Annotated in this window: 19 protein-coding genes; 12 read left to right on the top strand and 7 right to left on the bottom strand. The window is 51.2% G+C overall.

Annotation, left to right across the window (positions count from 1 at the left end; genetic code table 11):
• Nucleotides 1–108: 108 nt before the first annotated feature.
• Both ACPAOP_RS14235 and ACPAOP_RS14230 read right to left on the bottom strand, forming a co-directional pair.
• Nucleotides 109–1,356 (bottom strand): type II toxin-antitoxin system HipA family toxin, encoded by a 1,248-nt coding sequence (locus tag ACPAOP_RS14235; RefSeq protein ID WP_423708459.1) that lies wholly within the window; start codon nucleotides 1,354–1,356, stop codon nucleotides 109–111.
• Nucleotides 1,340–1,678 (bottom strand): hypothetical protein, encoded by a 339-nt coding sequence (locus tag ACPAOP_RS14230; RefSeq protein WP_423681799.1) that lies wholly within the window; start codon nucleotides 1,676–1,678, stop codon nucleotides 1,340–1,342. Before ACPAOP_RS14230 ends, ACPAOP_RS14235 begins: the two co-directional genes overlap by 17 nt.
• Nucleotides 1,679–2,203: 525 nt before the next feature.
• On the opposite strand from ACPAOP_RS14230, the gene ACPAOP_RS14225 reads away from it, so the two are divergent.
• Both ACPAOP_RS14225 and ACPAOP_RS14220 read left to right on the top strand, forming a co-directional pair.
• Nucleotides 2,204–2,425: a TA system antitoxin ParD family protein gene (locus ACPAOP_RS14225; protein WP_423708458.1), complete on the top strand. Its 222-nt coding sequence runs from the start codon at nucleotides 2,204–2,206 to the stop codon at nucleotides 2,423–2,425.
• A 6-nt stretch (nucleotides 2,426–2,431) separates the two neighbouring features.
• A complete protein-coding gene (locus ACPAOP_RS14220) occupies nucleotides 2,432–2,716 on the top strand; it encodes a type II toxin-antitoxin system RelE/ParE family toxin (RefSeq protein ID WP_423708457.1) in 285 nt (94 codons plus the stop codon).
• Between the two features lie 221 nt (nucleotides 2,717–2,937).
• On the opposite strand, the gene ACPAOP_RS14215 is transcribed toward ACPAOP_RS14220, so the two are convergent.
• Nucleotides 2,938–3,534 (bottom strand): hypothetical protein, encoded by a 597-nt coding sequence (locus ACPAOP_RS14215; protein WP_423708456.1) that lies wholly within the window; start codon nucleotides 3,532–3,534, stop codon nucleotides 2,938–2,940.
• A gap of 597 nt (nucleotides 3,535–4,131) precedes the next feature.
• Between ACPAOP_RS14215 and ACPAOP_RS14210 the strand changes: the two genes are divergently transcribed.
• From ACPAOP_RS14210 to ACPAOP_RS14185, 6 genes are all read left to right on the top strand, one after another.
• Nucleotides 4,132–4,704 carry a DUF7010 family protein gene (locus ACPAOP_RS14210; protein ID WP_423708455.1) on the top strand — a complete coding sequence of 191 codons (573 nt, stop codon included), beginning with the start codon at nucleotides 4,132–4,134 and terminating at the stop codon, nucleotides 4,702–4,704.
• 54 nt (nucleotides 4,705–4,758) lie between these two features.
• Nucleotides 4,759–4,992, top strand: a complete 234-nt coding sequence (locus ACPAOP_RS14205; protein ID WP_423680435.1) for a hypothetical protein — start codon at nucleotides 4,759–4,761, stop codon at nucleotides 4,990–4,992.
• 297 nt (nucleotides 4,993–5,289) lie between these two features.
• Nucleotides 5,290–6,333 carry a phosphate ABC transporter substrate-binding protein PstS gene (gene pstS, locus ACPAOP_RS14200; RefSeq protein ID WP_423708454.1) on the top strand — a complete coding sequence of 348 codons (1,044 nt, stop codon included), beginning with the start codon at nucleotides 5,290–5,292 and terminating at the stop codon, nucleotides 6,331–6,333.
• 458 nt (nucleotides 6,334–6,791) lie between these two features.
• A complete protein-coding gene (locus ACPAOP_RS14195; protein ID WP_423708453.1) occupies nucleotides 6,792–7,664 on the top strand; it encodes a DUF4062 domain-containing protein in 873 nt (290 codons plus the stop codon).
• Between the two features lie 80 nt (nucleotides 7,665–7,744).
• Complete coding sequence (locus ACPAOP_RS14190; RefSeq protein ID WP_423680438.1) at nucleotides 7,745–8,713, top strand: hypothetical protein; 969 nt, start codon at nucleotides 7,745–7,747, stop codon at nucleotides 8,711–8,713.
• Between the two features lie 64 nt (nucleotides 8,714–8,777).
• A complete protein-coding gene (locus tag ACPAOP_RS14185; RefSeq protein WP_186883899.1) occupies nucleotides 8,778–9,119 on the top strand; it encodes a zinc ribbon domain-containing protein YjdM in 342 nt (113 codons plus the stop codon).
• 37 nt (nucleotides 9,120–9,156) lie between these two features.
• On the opposite strand, the gene ACPAOP_RS14180 is transcribed toward ACPAOP_RS14185, so the two are convergent.
• Nucleotides 9,157–10,539 carry a tetratricopeptide repeat protein gene (locus ACPAOP_RS14180; protein WP_423708452.1) on the bottom strand — a complete coding sequence of 461 codons (1,383 nt, stop codon included), beginning with the start codon at nucleotides 10,537–10,539 and terminating at the stop codon, nucleotides 9,157–9,159.
• Nucleotides 10,540–10,737: 198 nt separating this feature from the next.
• Here ACPAOP_RS14180 and glmU point away from each other — a divergent pair, with 198 nt between their 5' ends.
• The 3 genes from glmU to ACPAOP_RS14165 all read left to right on the top strand — a co-directional run bounded on the left by glmU (nucleotide 10,738) and on the right by ACPAOP_RS14165 (nucleotide 13,340).
• A complete protein-coding gene (gene glmU, locus ACPAOP_RS14175; RefSeq protein WP_423708451.1) occupies nucleotides 10,738–12,096 on the top strand; it encodes a bifunctional UDP-N-acetylglucosamine diphosphorylase/glucosamine-1-phosphate N-acetyltransferase GlmU in 1,359 nt (452 codons plus the stop codon).
• A 180-nt stretch (nucleotides 12,097–12,276) separates the two neighbouring features.
• On the top strand, nucleotides 12,277–13,020 hold the full coding sequence (locus ACPAOP_RS14170; RefSeq protein WP_423710027.1) for an AzlC family ABC transporter permease: 744 nt from the start codon (nucleotides 12,277–12,279) through the stop codon (nucleotides 13,018–13,020).
• On the top strand, nucleotides 13,017–13,340 hold the full coding sequence (locus ACPAOP_RS14165) for an AzlD domain-containing protein (protein WP_423708450.1): 324 nt from the start codon (nucleotides 13,017–13,019) through the stop codon (nucleotides 13,338–13,340). Before ACPAOP_RS14170 ends, ACPAOP_RS14165 begins: the two co-directional genes overlap by 4 nt.
• A gap of 108 nt (nucleotides 13,341–13,448) precedes the next feature.
• Here the strand turns inward: ACPAOP_RS14165 and ACPAOP_RS14160 are convergent, their stop codons facing one another.
• Genes ACPAOP_RS14160 through ACPAOP_RS14150 form a run of 3 tightly spaced genes read right to left on the bottom strand, consistent with a single transcriptional unit; the run spans nucleotide 13,449 to nucleotide 15,649 of the window.
• Complete coding sequence (locus ACPAOP_RS14160; RefSeq protein ID WP_423708449.1) at nucleotides 13,449–14,270, bottom strand: SDR family oxidoreductase; 822 nt, start codon at nucleotides 14,268–14,270, stop codon at nucleotides 13,449–13,451.
• On the bottom strand, nucleotides 14,267–15,022 hold the full coding sequence (locus ACPAOP_RS14155) for a class II aldolase/adducin family protein (RefSeq protein ID WP_423680444.1): 756 nt from the start codon (nucleotides 15,020–15,022) through the stop codon (nucleotides 14,267–14,269). The genes ACPAOP_RS14160 and ACPAOP_RS14155 overlap by 4 nt, the downstream gene beginning before the upstream one ends.
• A gap of 45 nt (nucleotides 15,023–15,067) precedes the next feature.
• A complete protein-coding gene (locus ACPAOP_RS14150; RefSeq protein WP_423708448.1) occupies nucleotides 15,068–15,649 on the bottom strand; it encodes an HD domain-containing protein in 582 nt (193 codons plus the stop codon).
• A 117-nt stretch (nucleotides 15,650–15,766) separates the two neighbouring features.
• On the opposite strand from ACPAOP_RS14150, the gene ACPAOP_RS14145 reads away from it, so the two are divergent.
• On the top strand, nucleotides 15,767–16,456 hold the full coding sequence (locus tag ACPAOP_RS14145; RefSeq protein ID WP_423708447.1) for a Crp/Fnr family transcriptional regulator: 690 nt from the start codon (nucleotides 15,767–15,769) through the stop codon (nucleotides 16,454–16,456).
• Nucleotides 16,457–16,608: the final 152 nt, after the last annotated feature.

Raw genomic sequence — 16,608 nt, 5'->3', positions numbered from 1 at the left:
CCAATTCGATTAGCACTATCGGCGGCTTTATTTTGGTGCAAACTGAACCAAGTAGTTTTCTTGCGAGTGCCTTGCCTGTTTCCTTTCTCGATGGTTTGCGAAGCGATCTTATGCTTTTAGGATGGCAATATTCTCCCGCATACGCGCACGGAGCAACTCTTGCCACTCTGGCTCCAGCCAGTGTACAACTTGGTCGAAACCGTTGAAGATGCGCATCAGTAGCGCATCAAGATAGGCGCTAGCCTCGTCACTGTTGTCGAAACCAAAACGATGGGCATCGGCCAACACTGCTGAGCGGGAAATATCGAAACGCCCGGTTGACAGTTGTAGTGTCAACGTGCGTGGTGTCTCAACCGGATTAGGTACGACATCGAAAGCGGGTGCCAAGCGCCAGCGCCGCTGCTCGTGTTTGTACACAACCGCATGATTTCGAACATGGTCATCGTCATTTCCGCACACGGCGTTGAAAACCATGCGGCCAAACAGCTCGCGCCTATCCTCAACCGGAGCACCTATGATGCGCAGCTCCTCCGCCAAGCGCGGATAGCTCCAGAGGGCGGTTTGCGTGAGCTTGTCCGGATACTCTGCCTGCAGCAGGGAGGCTGCACTGACACACATCAAGCGACGGCTTCCGATTCGGTCATAGCGAAGTACGCGCACTGCACTGTGACCCTCCGTCGCAGGATGCAGAACAGTTGCTGCGAAATCCAAACCGCTTGCCACTCCCCATTGCTGGCCGACATGCTCAAGGGAAGGAATATCAGCAATATCGCTGGCTATCCTAGGCTTGACTAGCCAGTACTGTCCCTCATCGTCTTGCACAGTCGCCTTCGGTCGGGCTCCGCCCACGCTGGCAGTTTGTACCAGACGTCGGCGAAGTCGAGCGTCGACCGCCGGGCGTTGCGCGCTCATGGCGGCCAATTCTTGCACCAATAGCGGTAGCTGGAGTAACTTCGGATGGGACAACTGCGCCACCGAAGGAGTGGGTTTTGTACCTACAGCGAGTGCGCCCCAGCGGTCAGCGTTGTTGGCCAGAATCAGATATCGTTCCAGAGGCGTGCCTTCTGATAGATTGTGTTCTTGCCTGAGTAGCGCTTGGCCCCAGGAATCAGGACAAGCGTCTCGCAGTACATCGTGCAGACCATTGTAGCGGGGCGCTGGCCGATCATCCTCCGGACGAAACGGTAAGTTGACTGGGTCAATCGCCCAAGTGAGGCCTGCATCGACATAACTTGGGGCGTACTTGAACCTACCAGCACCTGCCGCGGGTCCTGCAAGGTAGCGTCCGACCGTGACCCATTCTTCATTGTCCGGACGCTGCAAATAAATATACAAAGGCTTAGAAGTATTCAGCATCTTCTTCGCCTCCTTGTTCTTGTCGGCTCAGCTTTACTCTACGATGTGGCGTGTCGGACCACAGGGTTGATGCCAGCGCAGGTGTTGTTTCGTCCATCACGCCCAGAATCAGTAGTGCAGAGAGGTATGCGCCAGCAGCGGTGCCTGGGTCGCCTCGTTCCATGCGGCGTAAGGTAGCCTCTGAAATGCTCATGCGCGCGCACAAGTCGGCAGCCGTGATGCGCTGGCGCAAGCGTTGCGTATGGATACAGCGCCCCCAAGTACTCAGGCGTTCCCGTACCAAAGTTGGCACCGTATCCGTGTTCAAGAGCTTTTTAGGCATATATAAAACCCCTCATAAAAAGTGTATTGTAGATCATAATATGATTTTTATGAGGGGTTTTCGATGTGGGCGACAATTACGAATGACTGGTAATGCAGGATAACCCCTCGTATACAGGGGCACCAAAAAGAATAGCCACATTCGTTTTCGGAACTGAGCGCGTCATTCAGGGCGGGCTATACAATAAAGACTGAGGTTCCTGTAACCCTCCCATAAAATCGAGCCGCGTATTATTTGCGTTTTGAGATAATGAAATAATCAATATTCAGTTGGTGCCATCCAGTTGAGTGAATTGTGTGGGCATTGGCCTTTGTAGTCGTTCATCCACAATTCCGCTGAAAGCTCTTAAGCTTACATATCCAATGCGCCTTGGCAGTAGCTGCACTTATGTGGTCAATATTCGGTGAGCGTCAACACACTGACGTATGATTTTTTCTGATGATCGGGTTGTTAAAAGATGCCAATGGTTGTAATCGGTAACCTTTTAAATGATGATGTGATTATCGTAAATAAAAGGGGAAAACCATGGGTGTTGTCGTAAAACTATCTGACGAGTTAATTTTATTGGCACAACCATACGCAACTGTTGGGCATCGCTCTATCCCGAAACAAATAGAGCATTGGGCAAGACTTGGAAAGGCCGCAGAGGACAATCCAGACCTTCCGGCTGCATTTATCCGTGATGTGATGCTTTCTGAAGCGGAAGCTAATGCCGGACAGCTTACTGATTATAAATTCCGGGTGTGATGGACGATGGAAATTAAAGTAACGCCGTCATTCACTCGATCAATTAAGAAGTTACACGAACGGGATAAGCTGACACTTGATGATGCGATTAACGATATTGTGAAAAATCCTTATATCGGATCGCAGAAGAAGGGGGATTTATCAAAAATCCTGGTTCACAAGTTTAAGATAAACAAGCAAGAAGTTTTGCTTGTATATAAGAAGTTAGAGCCAAGTCGAGATAATCCGGAAGTGCTTGTGTTGGTTCTACTTGGTACGCATGAGAATTTCTATCGGGAGTTAAAGCAATAATTCAAGAAGTCAGAAACTCTGCAGATGACGCACCATGACGCCGACATGCCCGTCAATACGTCGTATCAGCTAACGCCCGAAGCGACCATAGGCAATCATTTGCAGAGGTTGTTAAATTTATGTAAATAGAATGATGCTGTCAACAAAAAATAAGTTGAAAACGGAAAACTACATTACTTCGTCATGTGCAACGTGGTTTCTGACCTTGATTCTGTGTAGAGCTACATCATTTTTTTCATAGACAGCGACTTGGCGAGAGTTGTAACGCTAAATATGATCAAGCCTGACGCTGTCATCATCAGACATATAGCTTCAGTACCGCTCAATGCGCCGTAAGTTGTCTGTGCAATTTGCCATTGGGATTGCGGCAATCTCATATCGAGGTGGTACATGCCATCAAGGAATAAGTGAGATAGTGTGCCGAAAAACGCGGAAAACAATAAGACTGGAAGACTGACCTCTGCCTGCGTATATCTGGCAGGGCGAATACGCTCCCACGCAATCCATAGTCCAACAGAGAGTAATGCAATGGTGATTGCCGAGGGGAGATTGTGAGTTAACTCGTGCAAGTCCTCTTTTGACTGCATGAACATTTTATATCCAGGCTCAATGTCGATGAGCACCTGAGATAGGGTAAATACCATCAGAGAAAAACGCTTCCGTAGTACTGATTTGGCGAGAATTCCTGCGCCTAAATGAAAGGGAGTAAAGGGCATAAATGGAGACTGGATGATGTTGGTAAATTTCGAGCCTGTAAGAATTTCTGTGTAAATGCCACGGAACAAGTCAGTGATCGTATTTTTGAATGCGATCACCAAACTCAATCATAAAACGATTTAAGGCCATACGCCAATTGAGCGCACTTGGAAGCTGGCGGCCAATCAGTTTGCCATCATGTTTGGCGAACGCTTCACCAACGCGATTAACTAAAACCCGGCCCCGCACACACAGAATTTCTTACACGTCCTTAATTTTTTGTTGTGGGCGATCCCGGCACCTCAAAGTCAGGCTACGCGTGTCATTAAGTGTCACAGCTGAAACAATAGTCGAAGCGGCAATGCAGTTGATCTGCTACGGACCCGCATGCCTGATTATTCCCATCTTTACTCTCGGAGAAGTTGATGTCGAGCCATCAACACTGCGAGCGTTTGTAAAGTCCGGTCTTTATTCTTCCATTTTCATGGCCTGAACTGTTAACGAGCCCCACGTCGCGCCACAGCAAGTGCCGCATGCACGCGTCTGCGCCTTGCGAGCCTATGGCTAAATGCGAAGAACTCAAAATAGCAATGTCTGAAAATTGCGTTGGGCATGGCGCACCGTGTATGGCTTGATCCTACTAATAAAAGATGGCATTGTGGCAAACTTCGGAAGGAAATCATGCCGGCATTCGCTGTCTCTTTAACAGGATAAAAATAATGGAAAAACAATCTGCATCCCGCGCTGGCGCTGCTGTCGGTGCCATGATTTTTTCGGTCTTCGGGTCCGGCTGGCTGCTCGCCTGGGCTATCAGAAGTTTTGCACAGGCTGCTTGGATGTGTGCTTTGATTAGCGGCCTGGGGCTGGCTTTGTTTATCACGGCTTTCCGGCAGTACCGGCGCAATCGTGAGGCGCATGCGGCTGTTGTTGAGACGCCTGAAAGCAAAAAAGGGAAGCGTATTTTCAATATCGTCAATATTGGTCAGGGCGTGGCCATTTTTCTGGCGGTGAATATTGTGAATAATATCGGCCACCCTGAATGGTTTGTACCTGCCTTTATTTTTATTGTCGGTGCGCATTTTATCCCGCTGGCCAAAGTGTTTCACAGCAGGCGACATACGGTGACTGGTGTTGCGATGATGGTTTGGGCACTGGCGTATCCGCAGTTCGCGCAGGCTGGTGCTGCTGATCCTGTCGGCTGTCTGGGAGCGGGTCTGATTCTTTGGGCAAGCGCTATTTCTGCTTTGTTATTGCATTCTTCTGCGCAGCCAGATGCCGTAGCCGGACAGTAATGCTCGAAAGGCAGATTGGCTGTCTGCCATAAACTGACTTAGTGAGGATCAGAAATGAGGGACAACAAAACGACCGATGACGGACGCTGGCCTTTATCGAAATTTCTGATCGTCGGCATTCTTATTGCGGTGGCGGGCTATCTGCCGCTGCAGTTGTATATTATTTTCGGGCCGGCTGATGGTAATCCGGTTGGTCTGGGATTGCTGATGGTGATGGGAATGATGCTGGGGATGATGGTCGTCGCCATCGGTGTGATCAAGCGCCTGATCCGCCATTTTTTTGAATGAGGAATTTTCCGGGCAATACATGTTGCTTATCTGATGCCTGTCTGATGAAGTGAGCAGTGACCAACCCCGATGAAGGAAGTGCTTTATAATGGCGCCCTTCATCACTCATTCCAGAGTCAGCGTGTGCCTTCGCCACCCGCCGAGAGCGCTGGAAAAAAACATAAGATCAGAATATCCGGCTGCACCTTGTGTGCTCATCACATGACCGCGTGGTGACTCGGTTATCGTTGGCGGCCGGCATTGTCAGCTGCAGATCAGACATCACCAGATTCCCAACTTCGTTTTCAATTAAGCATCATGTTTAAATTTTTATCGTTGTGCCTTCTTCTTTCTTTCCAGTTGTCAGCCCTCGCGCAAAATACCATCAGTGGTGCCGGGTCGTCAGCCGCCGCGCCTTTATATGCAAAGTGGGCCGATGCGTATAACAAAAAAACAAAAATCGGCATGGCGTATCAGCCAGTCGGCTCTTCCGCTGGGATTAAGCAAATCAGAGCGAAGGCCGTCGATTTTGCCGGCAGCGATGTGGCGATGAGCGTTGCTGATTTAAAACGCGATGATCTGATCCAGTTTCCATCTGCGATTTCCGGTGTCGTGCCGGTGGTGAATCTGCCGGGGATCGCCACCGGCAAACTGAAGCTGACCGGTGAGTTACTGGCCGATATTTTTTCCCGAAAAATATCGCAATGGAATGATCCTGCTATCGCGGCTCTGAATCCGGATTTGAAACTGCCGAAGAAAACGATCGAGGTGATCGTGCGTCAGGAAGGTTCCGGAACGACTTATAATTTTACGGATTACCTGTCCAAAGTGAATGCCGACTGGCAAAATCAATACGGCAAAAATTTCACCATCAAATGGCACGCAGAACTGACGCAGGTGAAGGGCAGCAGCGGCGTTTCTGCTGCGGTGAAAAGCACGCCGTATGCGATCAGTTTTATTGATTACAACTATGTGCTTCAGGATAATCTGGACTACGTCACTCTCAAAAATCGTGAAGGCCGTTTTGTGTTGCCGTCTGCGGCAGCCTTCGCTGCCAGCATGAATAACAGTGGCTGGAAATCCAATGGCCGGTTTGAAGAAATGCTGACTGATAAACTCGGCGCCAATAGCTGGCCTATCGCTATGGGTACTTTTGTGATTCTCCAGAAAACCGCTACCAATGCAGAAAAATCGATCGCCGTCCTGAAGTTTTTCACCTGGAGTTTCATGAACGGTGATCATTTAGTCCGTACGGTGGATATGGTTCGTCTGCCGGACAGTATTCAGGCCAGAATTTTCAAAGAAATGACGACCGTGACGGATGCAAGCGGCAAGCCCCTGCAATGGATGAATTTTCCCTGATGTCAGACTGATGTTTTCCTGCAGCAGCCGACGGATCAGCTAACAGGAATACATTATTCCATCGTCCGTCATCGTCGCCTGACGGCTCCGGTCAGTCTGATCCGGCAGGTTTTAAAGCTTAAAAATACTGGGGGGAGTATTTTTTAATAGCCTTTGTTTATAAGGACTTTCAGCGTAAAAATCGGCATACTCCCCCGATTTATCTATTCCGAAGTTCATTTGTGCTAACCGTGCGGCGCCTCCGCGGTTGTCCCGCTCCGGCTATCAGAGCGGCTGTCTGTCCGGCTGTTGCTTGCACCGACGTTGTTGCAGGCGGATTTCAAGCCGGCGTTCTTTTTTCAATTGAGCCTTCATGCTAGTATCAGGCGCAGATACCGCTGATTGTTGCCGGCTGTTGCCGCCACTTTTATCAGCCCGGATCTGCCTTCGTGATGGCTAATTTTTTGGTGAGAAATTGTATGCGCGCATCTCTGTATATCAGCTCGACGCCCTTCGATCTGGCGTTGCACAGACATAAAATAGCGGAGGCACTGTCACAGGTGCAACCAGGTCTGCCCGAGTTCAGTGTCGTACAGGCAGAACCGGAAACCGGACTGACTGAACGACTGCGTCTGGTGCGTCAGGCGTCTGCATATGTGGGCGTGTTCGGTATGGTGTATGGCAATGTGGATATGGCCAGTGGCAAGTCGCTGGTGCAGCTGGAATACGAAGCGGCGCTGGCTGCCGGTCTGCCGGTACTGATTTATATCATGGATGAGGATGAGCATCTGGTCTTGCCTAAACATGTCGATACGGGCGCACCGGCACTGCATTTGAGTGAATTGAAATCACATCTGAGCCAGACCCAGTCCGTGCGTTTTTACGCGTCGGCAGACGATCTGGTCGCCAGACTGAAGAATGATTTATTAAGGATTTTTGCGTTGCCGGAACCAGCATCACTTGTGACAACACCTGCGTCAGTGCCAGCCGTCACAACGCCTGCGGCGGCTGTTGAAAGCACAGCGGCAGAGACGGCGGCAGTACAGGGTACCGGATCTGGTACAACGATACTGGCAGGCACGATAGCATCGAAACGTTATGCGCTGACGCCACCCCGGTTTGCCTTTTTCAAAGAGAAAGTTGTTCATCTGTTCGACCGGGAAATGCCGGACGCGGTGCTGCAGGATGTGATTGAATATCTGCTGGCCGGAAACACGATGTCGGCCGCATCGGCGCTGCGCCGTGGTGCCGGTATTTCACTCGAAGATGCGATTGAAGAAGTCAGGAAAACCGAACTCGTGATTATCGACACGGTACAGCGCCATCAGGCGCAGACCGGCGCTGTTAAATAGGTTCTGCTACAACGTTCGCCTTCGTTTCAGCTGCCGTTTATTCTGCCGCCGTAAGGGCATTACCGACACAAGGAAAAGACATGTCTCTGCTGCATCAACCGCAACGTCGATCACAACAGCAACGTCGTCGTTATTTGTCTTTATTACTGGCAGCAGCCTGCGCTTTGCCGCTGGCAGTGCAGGCTGAAGATAAAAAAACGGATGGTGCGCAGGTTCCGTCGATTGCTGAATTATTTGATGAAGACCATGTGCTGATGTTGTATCCGTCGGCACCGGGCGCGCAATTCCGGCTGGGTAAACGGAATCCTAACAGTACACGCGGTTTCGTGATTGAAAAGAAAACCAAAGCAACCGCAGGCAAGGATGGTGCGCTTGAATTCTGGAATCTGCCGTCGCACCCGCTGAGTTACGCGAGTGGCGGAGATGGCTGGAGCAGCCGTTTGCACATTTACGCCAGCGGTGGTCAGCAAAAATTTAACTGGAAAAACCAGCGCGGTTTTCTGAGTCATCCGGCGGAGCTGAAAAATCAGGAAATGACAATTTTTATGCGGGTGCATCAGATACTTGATCCGGCACGCGCGCAGATTTCGCTGAAAATCAGGGGCGGCGCACATAGCGATAAAAATCCGGATGCAGCTTCCTGTGTCATGCTGACATTATCACCAGAGGGACACGGCAGCGTGACGCGTTTCGGTAAGGAGCTGCGGCATCCGCGCTACGATTACGTGACGCTCAAACCTGAATTTACCGCTGCCTTGCAGGAGAATGTCTGGATAGGCATGAAGCTGATTAGCTGGAATGATCCGCACGATACTCAGCGCGTGATACACCGTTTGTATCTCGATACCGACCCTTTCGATCTCAGCACCGGCTTGCCCAAAAACAACTGGCGCTTATTCAGCGAATACATTGATGTGGAAGGAAAACGCACGGGTCAGTACAGCAAACTGGTGAACTGGGGCGGTTGGGAAACGACCTTCCGCACCGATGGTTTTCATGATGTGGACTTTGCTTATCCGTCGGTGCGAGAGATTGTTGTACCTCAATAACGCCGATTTTACGGGTTGATCGGATATAATACGCGGTACTTATCCGCAATTGTTGAAAGAAATTATGTCCAGCTTACCCGCCTGCCCGCAATGTGGCATGGAAAATACCTACCCTGACGGCGAAAACTATGTGTGCGCCGATTGCGGTCACGAATGGCCTATGGTCGCCGCAGCCAGCGCCGATGATAATGATGAACGTATCGTCAAAGATTCAAACGGTAATGTCTTGTCTGATGGCGACGCCGTCGTCGTGATCAAGGATCTGAAAGTGAAGGGGTCTTCCACAACACTGAAAATGGGAACCAAAATCAAGAGCATACGCATCGTTGGCGGCGACCATGAAGTCGATTGCAAAACAGACAGCGGCAGCTATATGCTAAAAGCCTGTTATCTGAAAAAAGTCTGATTTTTTTCAGACGCAAAACAACCCGGCGCAGATCACATCACGCCGGGTTTTGTTTTTGTAAGTGCCTGAGCGCGGTAACTACTTCCGCAATCACCGATTCCCAGTCATGCATCGCTGGCTGGCGAAATAAACGCATCACGCCCGGATACCAAGGGCTGTCAATGCGTTGACTGAGCCAGCGCCAGTCCGGCTGATAATAAGGCAGCAGCACCCAGCAGGGTTTCGCCATTGCGGCAGTCAGATGAGCCACTGCCGTATCGACGCTGATGACCAGATCAAGCTGCTGTATCAGTGATGCCGTATCAGCAAAATCATGCAGTAAAGGTGCTGCATCAACGACAGGCAGTTGCGCTTGCAACGCGAGGAGTTGCTCATCCCTTGCGCCTTTCTGCAGGCTGATAAATTGCACATGGCCGACCGCGGACAGTGGATGCAATATGTCTGGCGTGACGATGGAGCGAGCCGCATCGTTATCGAATAAATGATTTCCCTGCCACACCAGACCCACACGCAAACGACCATCAGTCGCAAGCCCGGGTAATGACACTGAGCATGTAGGATCGGCATAAAGATACGGCAGACTGGCGGGAATATTATGCAAACGGGTCTGACACAAAAACGGCAGACTCATGGGCAGCACCCAATAATCCCAGCCGCTGTGAGGCACGTCATCTTCATACGAATAAATTTCATCGATATCGTGCAGGCTGCGCATCAGGCGCGTTAGCGGAGGGTGGCAAACCAGACTGACACTGGCAGCACCGGCTGCTTTGAGCAGACTGGCATAGCGGCAGAATTGCATCATGTCGCCAAAGCCGCCTTCATAGACAATCAGTATGCGCTTACCACTGAGCGCCTCTCCCTGCCAGCGTGGAAAATGAAAATAGGCATTCAGCACCGCATCCTGCGCACGCGCTTCCTGCCTTTGCCAGCCTTCTTCATAACGTCCTTGTTTCAGCAGGATATAACTCAGGTTAAAGCTGGCTTTCTGATACGCCGGATCGCAGAGTAATGCATTGCGATAACATTCTTCGGCCTCGGCCTCACGCTGTGTGCTGGCCAGGAGCACGCCGAGATTTGACCAGGCTGCCGCTGATGCCGGAGCGATTTGTAAGGCTTGCCGGTAATGTGTTTCGGCTTCATCAAGGCGATACTGCAACATCAGCAAAGCGCCATAGTTCAGGTGGATTTGTACATTCTCCGGCAATAAACTGAGCGCCTGTCGGTAGTATTGGTCAGCGAGATCGTATTGTCGGAGCTGCGTTTTCAGATAAGCGAGATTCGCCATCGCTTCGGCACAAGCAGGATCGGCTTGCAACGCTTGCTGAAACAACTGCTCTGCCAGTGTTAGCTCACTGGCCGCCATCGCCTGATTGGCTGCCACGAAATACTGTTCGGCGGAAAGATAGTCAGCAGACATAAGTGCAGAGTAATGAGCATCGATAACCGACATCATAGCGCTGCGCGCGGTCTGTTGCGGATGAATTCTCGGCCTGTCTGTTTGCCGGTGTCGCCCGTTTTCAACGAATGCAGGATCATACGCATGTTAAAATTTCGCCGCTTTAATGCGTCCCTGGCGCGAACTCTTCATTCACCTTTTTTTCAAACACGCTTACTTATGAACGTCGTTATTCTCGCTGCCGGTATGGGCAAACGCATGCAATCGTCCTTGCCTAAAGTATTGCACTCTGTTGCCGGAAAGCCCCTGCTGAAGCATGTGATTGATACGGCGCGCAGTCTGAACGCGGCGTCTATCTGCGTTATATACGGCCACGGTGGTGATCAGGTATTGACAGCAGTCGCTGCCGACGATTTACGTTTTGCCAGACAAGAGCCGCAACTCGGCACCGGTCATGCGGTGGCGCAGGCAATTCCTGTGCTCGATGATAGTCAGCCGACGCTGGTGCTGTATGGTGATGTACCGCTGACGACGGCGGCCACCCTGCAACGTCTGATCAGCGTTGCCGGTAACGATAAGCTGGCGATACTGACCGCAGAAATGAGCGATCCTACTGGTCTCGGGCGTATTGTCCGTGAAAATGGCGCGATCCGTCGTATCGTTGAACAAAAAGATGCGACCGAAGCAGAACGCCAGATTACTGAAATTAATACCGGCATCATGATCGTTCCGACTGTGAAGCTGAAGGAATGGCTCGCGACTCTGTCGAATAACAATGCGCAGGGCGAATACTATCTGACCGACATCGTTGCGCGTGCAGTGGAAGACGGTGTGCCGGTAGTATCGGCGCAGCCTGATGCGATCTGGGAAACGCTGGGCGTGAACAGCAAAGTGCAACTGGCGGAACTTGAGCGTGTACATCAGGCGAATATCGCACGGCAGTTGCTGGAACAAGGTGTAACCCTGCTTGATCCGGCACGTATCGATGTACGTGGCAAGCTGGTCTGCGGGCGCGACGTCAGCATTGATGTCGGTTGTGTGTTTGAGGGTAATGTCACGTTGGAAGACGGCGTGACGATTGCTGCGAATTGCGTGATCAAAGATGCGCATATCGGCGCTGGCGCAACGATTAAGGCGTTTTGCCATATCGAAGAAGCAAAAGTCGGAGCGCAATCTCAGATCGGCCCGTATGCGCGTCTACGTCCCGGAACTGAGCTGGCAGAAGACGTGCATGTGGGGAATTTTGTTGAAATCAAAAATAGTCAGATCGCGGCGCATAGCAAAGCCAATCATCTGGCGTATGTTGGTGATGCGACCGTTGGCAGCCGCGTGAATATCGGTGCCGGTACGATCACCTGCAATTACGATGGTGCTAATAAATTCCGCACAGTGATTGAAGACGATGCCTTCATCGGCAGCGATACGCAATTAGTGGCACCGGTGCGCGTAGGCAAAGGCGCAACGCTGGGCGCCGGTACCACGCTGACGAAAGATGCGCCGGAAGGAAAGCTGACCGTCTCAAGAGCGAAACAAATCACGATAGACAACTGGCAGCGGCCTGTGAAGCAAAAGAAATAATCCGCGCTGTCACCGCAAGAGTTACAAGCCTTGAATATGCAGCCCGCCCTGTTAGCAGGGCTGGTTTTTTTATCGGCAGAATTTCATCCGCATGGATGTCACGTCACCTTATTTCAAACCGGAACCCTGTACTCGCCATGTATACTTCGTCGAAAAGGAGTAAGCATGACGATGTCTGATATGCAGTTTGATGTACCCGATATACGCGACCAGAAGCGCCGCAGCCTGATACGCGGTGCGCGCGATACGATACCTATGCTGATCGGTGCCGCACCGTTTGGCATGATTTTTGGCGCACTGATTTCCACCAGCCCTATGCTGCCGTGGCATGGGCAACTGATGTCGATGTCCGTGTTTGCCGGTTCCAGCCAGTTCATCGCGACCGGGCTGGTTGCCAGTCACACCGGTATGCTGGTGATCTGGCTGACGACATTGATCGTCAATCTGCGTCACATGTTGTATGCGGCGACGCTGCTGCCGCATGTTGCTCATTTGTCGGCACGCTGGCGCTGGTGTCTGGGATTTTTGCTGACGGACGAAACATTTGCCGTCGTCGCTGGTTACCATCAGCAAGCATTGAGTAGCGAAGAACGCCGCTATTCGCACTGGTATTTTCTTGGCTCTGGTCTGGCGATGTATGCAAACTGGCAGCTGTGGACGCTGGTCGGTTTGCTGTTCGGTACTTTGTTCCCTGCTTTACAGACCCTGGGGCTGGACTATGCGATGGTGGCAACCTTCATTGCGATTATCGTGCCGCAGCTGAACCGGTTTCCGCAATTTTCCGCTGCACTGGCCGCCGGCAGTTGTGCTTATCTGTTGCAGGGATTGCCGTATAAGCTGGGTTTGCTGAGTGCGGTCATGATCGGTGTCGCTGTCGGCATGGCATTGACGCGCTTAGCTGTCCGGTCAGAGGAGTCAGTATGAATTACGTGCTGATGATAGGAGGTATGGCGGTAGTGACGGTGCTGATTAAAGCCCTGTTTTTTATTCTTGGTGACAGGCTGGTTTTTCCACCGTGGCTGAATCTGGCACTGAGCTTTGTACCGGTAACAGTGCTGACGGCAATTATTACGCCGATGATACTGGCGCCGCATGGCAACGGGCTGGAGCTACACTGGCGGAATCCGCAATTACTGGCATCGCTGATTGCCGTAATTGTTTGTGTGCTGAGCCGCAGACAGTTACTGACGATCGTCGTTGGTCTGCTGAGTTTTTTCTTTTTGCAGTGGCAATTTTCGATGTAATTCGCGCTGCCTGATTGATGTTGAAATCCGATGCAGAAATCAGACATAAAAAATGCCGGAATATTGTCCGGCATTTTTTATGGTGTTGCGAGACGGTTGAAAGCTATTTCATTGCGGCGGACGTACTTCTTTTTTTAGCGCAGCCATAGCCAGCTTTTCCACCAGACCGGGTGCGATCAGTTTCAGCCAGCGACCGAGTTTTCCTTTACCTGTCATGACGACTTCACGTTTGCCTTGTTCCATGCCCTGAATGATCAGGCGTGCGCATTCTTCTATCGACATCGCATCGTCTTCTTTCAGACCGCTGCTGCCTGCCGCGTTTCCGGCCGCGTTATAGCCGTGATAGCGGATGCGGGTGGCCACCACTCCGGGATAGGCAAGCGTAATTCTGATGCCCGCTTCTTTGACTTCGCTGCGCAGACTTTCGAAGAAGCCATTCATCGCGAATTTACTGGCACTGTAGGCAGTACGACCCGGCACGCCTATGAGTCCGGCCAGCGATGAAACCGCAACGATGTGCCCGCTGGTTTGTTTCAGGTAAGGCAGCGCAGCATGTGTGCACCAGACACTGCCCCAGAAATTAATCCGCATTAATTCCTGATACCAGCCAAGATCCGCGACCTCGCTGAATAAGGCTTGCGCAGATTTACCGGCATTGTTAATGAGCACATCTATCCTGCCGAACTTTTCCGCTGCCTTCGTGATCAGTTGGCGGCACTCGCTTTCGACACAGACATCGGTTTTCACGACCAGGCAGACGCTGCCATAGGTCTGGCATTCTGCGGCGACTTTTTTCAATGCTTCTTCATTACGTGCAGCCAGTACTAGCGAAGTCTGACGACCGCCAGATTTTGCCAGTTGCCGGGCGATTTCTGCGCCGATGCCGTCAGACGCACCGGTAATGATGATGACTTTATTTTGTCCGCTCATGACTGATAACTTTCATCCATGCGGTTGAGCTTGCGTATCAGTGATGGCCAGACGAATGCGCCGCCGAGGCCGCTGGTCTGCACCCGCATTGATTCCGCAACACCTTGCACGATCTGCGGGTTGACATGAATCAGTTCGCCACCGGCCTGCGCCGCCAGTTGTATCTGGCAAGTGGCTTCAAACGTGTACATCGACAAAAATGCGTCGGCAATACTTTTACCAACAGTGAGCAGGCCGTGATTGCGCAGTACCAGGAAATTCGCGTTCCCCATGTCCGCTTGCAGACGCGGCTTTTCATCATCGCGGAAAGCCACGCCTTCGTAATCATGATACGCGAGCGAAGCGAGGACGAATGTTGATTGCTGCGACAGCGGCAAAATGCCGCAACGCTGGGCACTAACCGCAACACCTGCTTTGGTGTGGGTATGCAGCACGCATTGCACATCTTCGCGCGCGGCATGCACTGCGCTGTGAATCACAAAACCGGCGGGATTTACCGGGAAAGGCGAATCAATCACCTTGTTGCATTGCTGATCGACTTTCACCAGCGAGGACGCAGTGATTTCATCGAACATCAGGCCATACGGATTGATCAGAAAATGATGCTCCGGTCCCGGAATGCGGGCGCTGATGTGCGTAAACACCAGATCGCTCCAGCCGTAAGCGGCGACGAGGCGGTAACAGGCCGCCAGATCCACCCGTAACTGCCATTCTTCAGGGCTGACTTTATCTTTGAGGGAAGGAATTTGCATGGTGTCTCCTGTTCACTGTTATTGATATGGTTGTTTTGAGTTTCTCTATTTTTCTGTAACGGCGGCTTTATAAATCGTATTTTTTGGCTGAGATAATAAGCGCTTCAGCATGGGCTCAAACTCTATCAATGGAAAAGTTTCTGCGTGCGGGTCAAACGAAGGATTGTCATACAGCGCGCAGAATTCAGCAGTGCGTTCAAAGTGCGGATGAGCGCGGAATTGTTCGCGCATATCTCTGTCCATACCCAGATGGTGAAAGAAATAATGTCCCTGAAAAATACCGTGATGTTGCACCATCCACAGATTTTCTTCGCTGACAAACGGTTTCAGAATTGCCGCTGCGATATCCGGATGATTAAAACTGCCCAGCGTGTCGCCGATGTCGTGCAGCAAAGCGCAGCAGATATACTCCTCGTCACGACCATCGCGCATGGCGCGGGTGGCGGTTTGTAACGAGTGCGCGTAACGATCAATCGGGAAGCCGCCGTAATCTCCTTCGAGCAACTGCAGATGCTGGATGACGCGATCAGGTAATTTTTGCGCGAATTGCATGAATTCAGCGCCGATCAGTTGCCAGTCTTGTTGCGTACTGTCTTCCATACGCAGGAAATGGGCGCGATGAGGCATTTTTGTCTCCTGTTTAATTTTTGTACTCTCACCATACAGGCGCACCCGGCAGCAAACTGTCAAATATTTTACAATTGACTGTATCGATTTTGTCATCACCAAACACGACCCCCGCTTATGTCGCCATCTTCTGTACTCAACTCGCTCGCCGGCGATGACTGGTTTGCGGCATTGCCAGCAGCGACACGTAAGGAAATGCTGGATTGCAGTGAAAAACAATATCTGCAACCAGGTGAAATGTTATTCCGGCAGGGCGATCCGCCAGCCGGGTTTTATGCTTTGCTGAGCGGCAAACTGAAAATGTCGACATTGAGTGAAGAAGGGCGCGAGGCGATCCTGACCATACTCGAGCCTGGTACCTGGTTCGGTGAAATTTCCCTGATTGATGGTGAACCCAGAACGCACGATGCTACGGCGATCGGGCGTGCTGAAGTGCTGATGATGACTCCCGCATGTTTTGATCATCTGATGCAAAGCGCAGACTTTGCGCTGGCGGTCGCGCAGATGCTGGCGAAGCGTATTCGTTTGTTATACGGGATCGTTGAAGACGCACATTTGCGTTCGGCGAGAGCGCGCGTCGCCAGACGCCTTGTATTGTTGGTTGATAGTGAGAAAGAGCAGGCTGGTTCAGAAAAATTGGATATTCCTGTATCGCAGGAGTCGCTGGCGATGATGCTGGGGATGAGCCGCCAGAGCCTTTCCAAGGAGTTGAAATTTTTCGAACAAGCAGGATTACTGCGGCTCGGGTATCGCTCGGTCAGAATACTATCTCTGGAAAAACTTGCGGCCTTGTGTGAGAAAGATTAAAGCCAGACCGCAGTGCCAGACGATGCGGTGAAGGACTTGTTCATGTATCAATGGATACCCTGTTCCGCTTGTTTTGTTTTCCTTGTTATCTTTTGTAAAATCCAGCACTATAGTTTTACCCACTACAGGAAATAGCTTTATATTGATTGTCC

The sequence above is a fragment of the Undibacterium sp. WLX3042 genome, from assembly GCF_049544825.1.
GTDB lineage: Bacteria > Pseudomonadota > Gammaproteobacteria > Burkholderiales > Burkholderiaceae_D > Undibacterium.
Note: the sequence above shows the minus strand (reverse complement) of the source record. Positions and strands in the feature narration are given on the sequence as shown.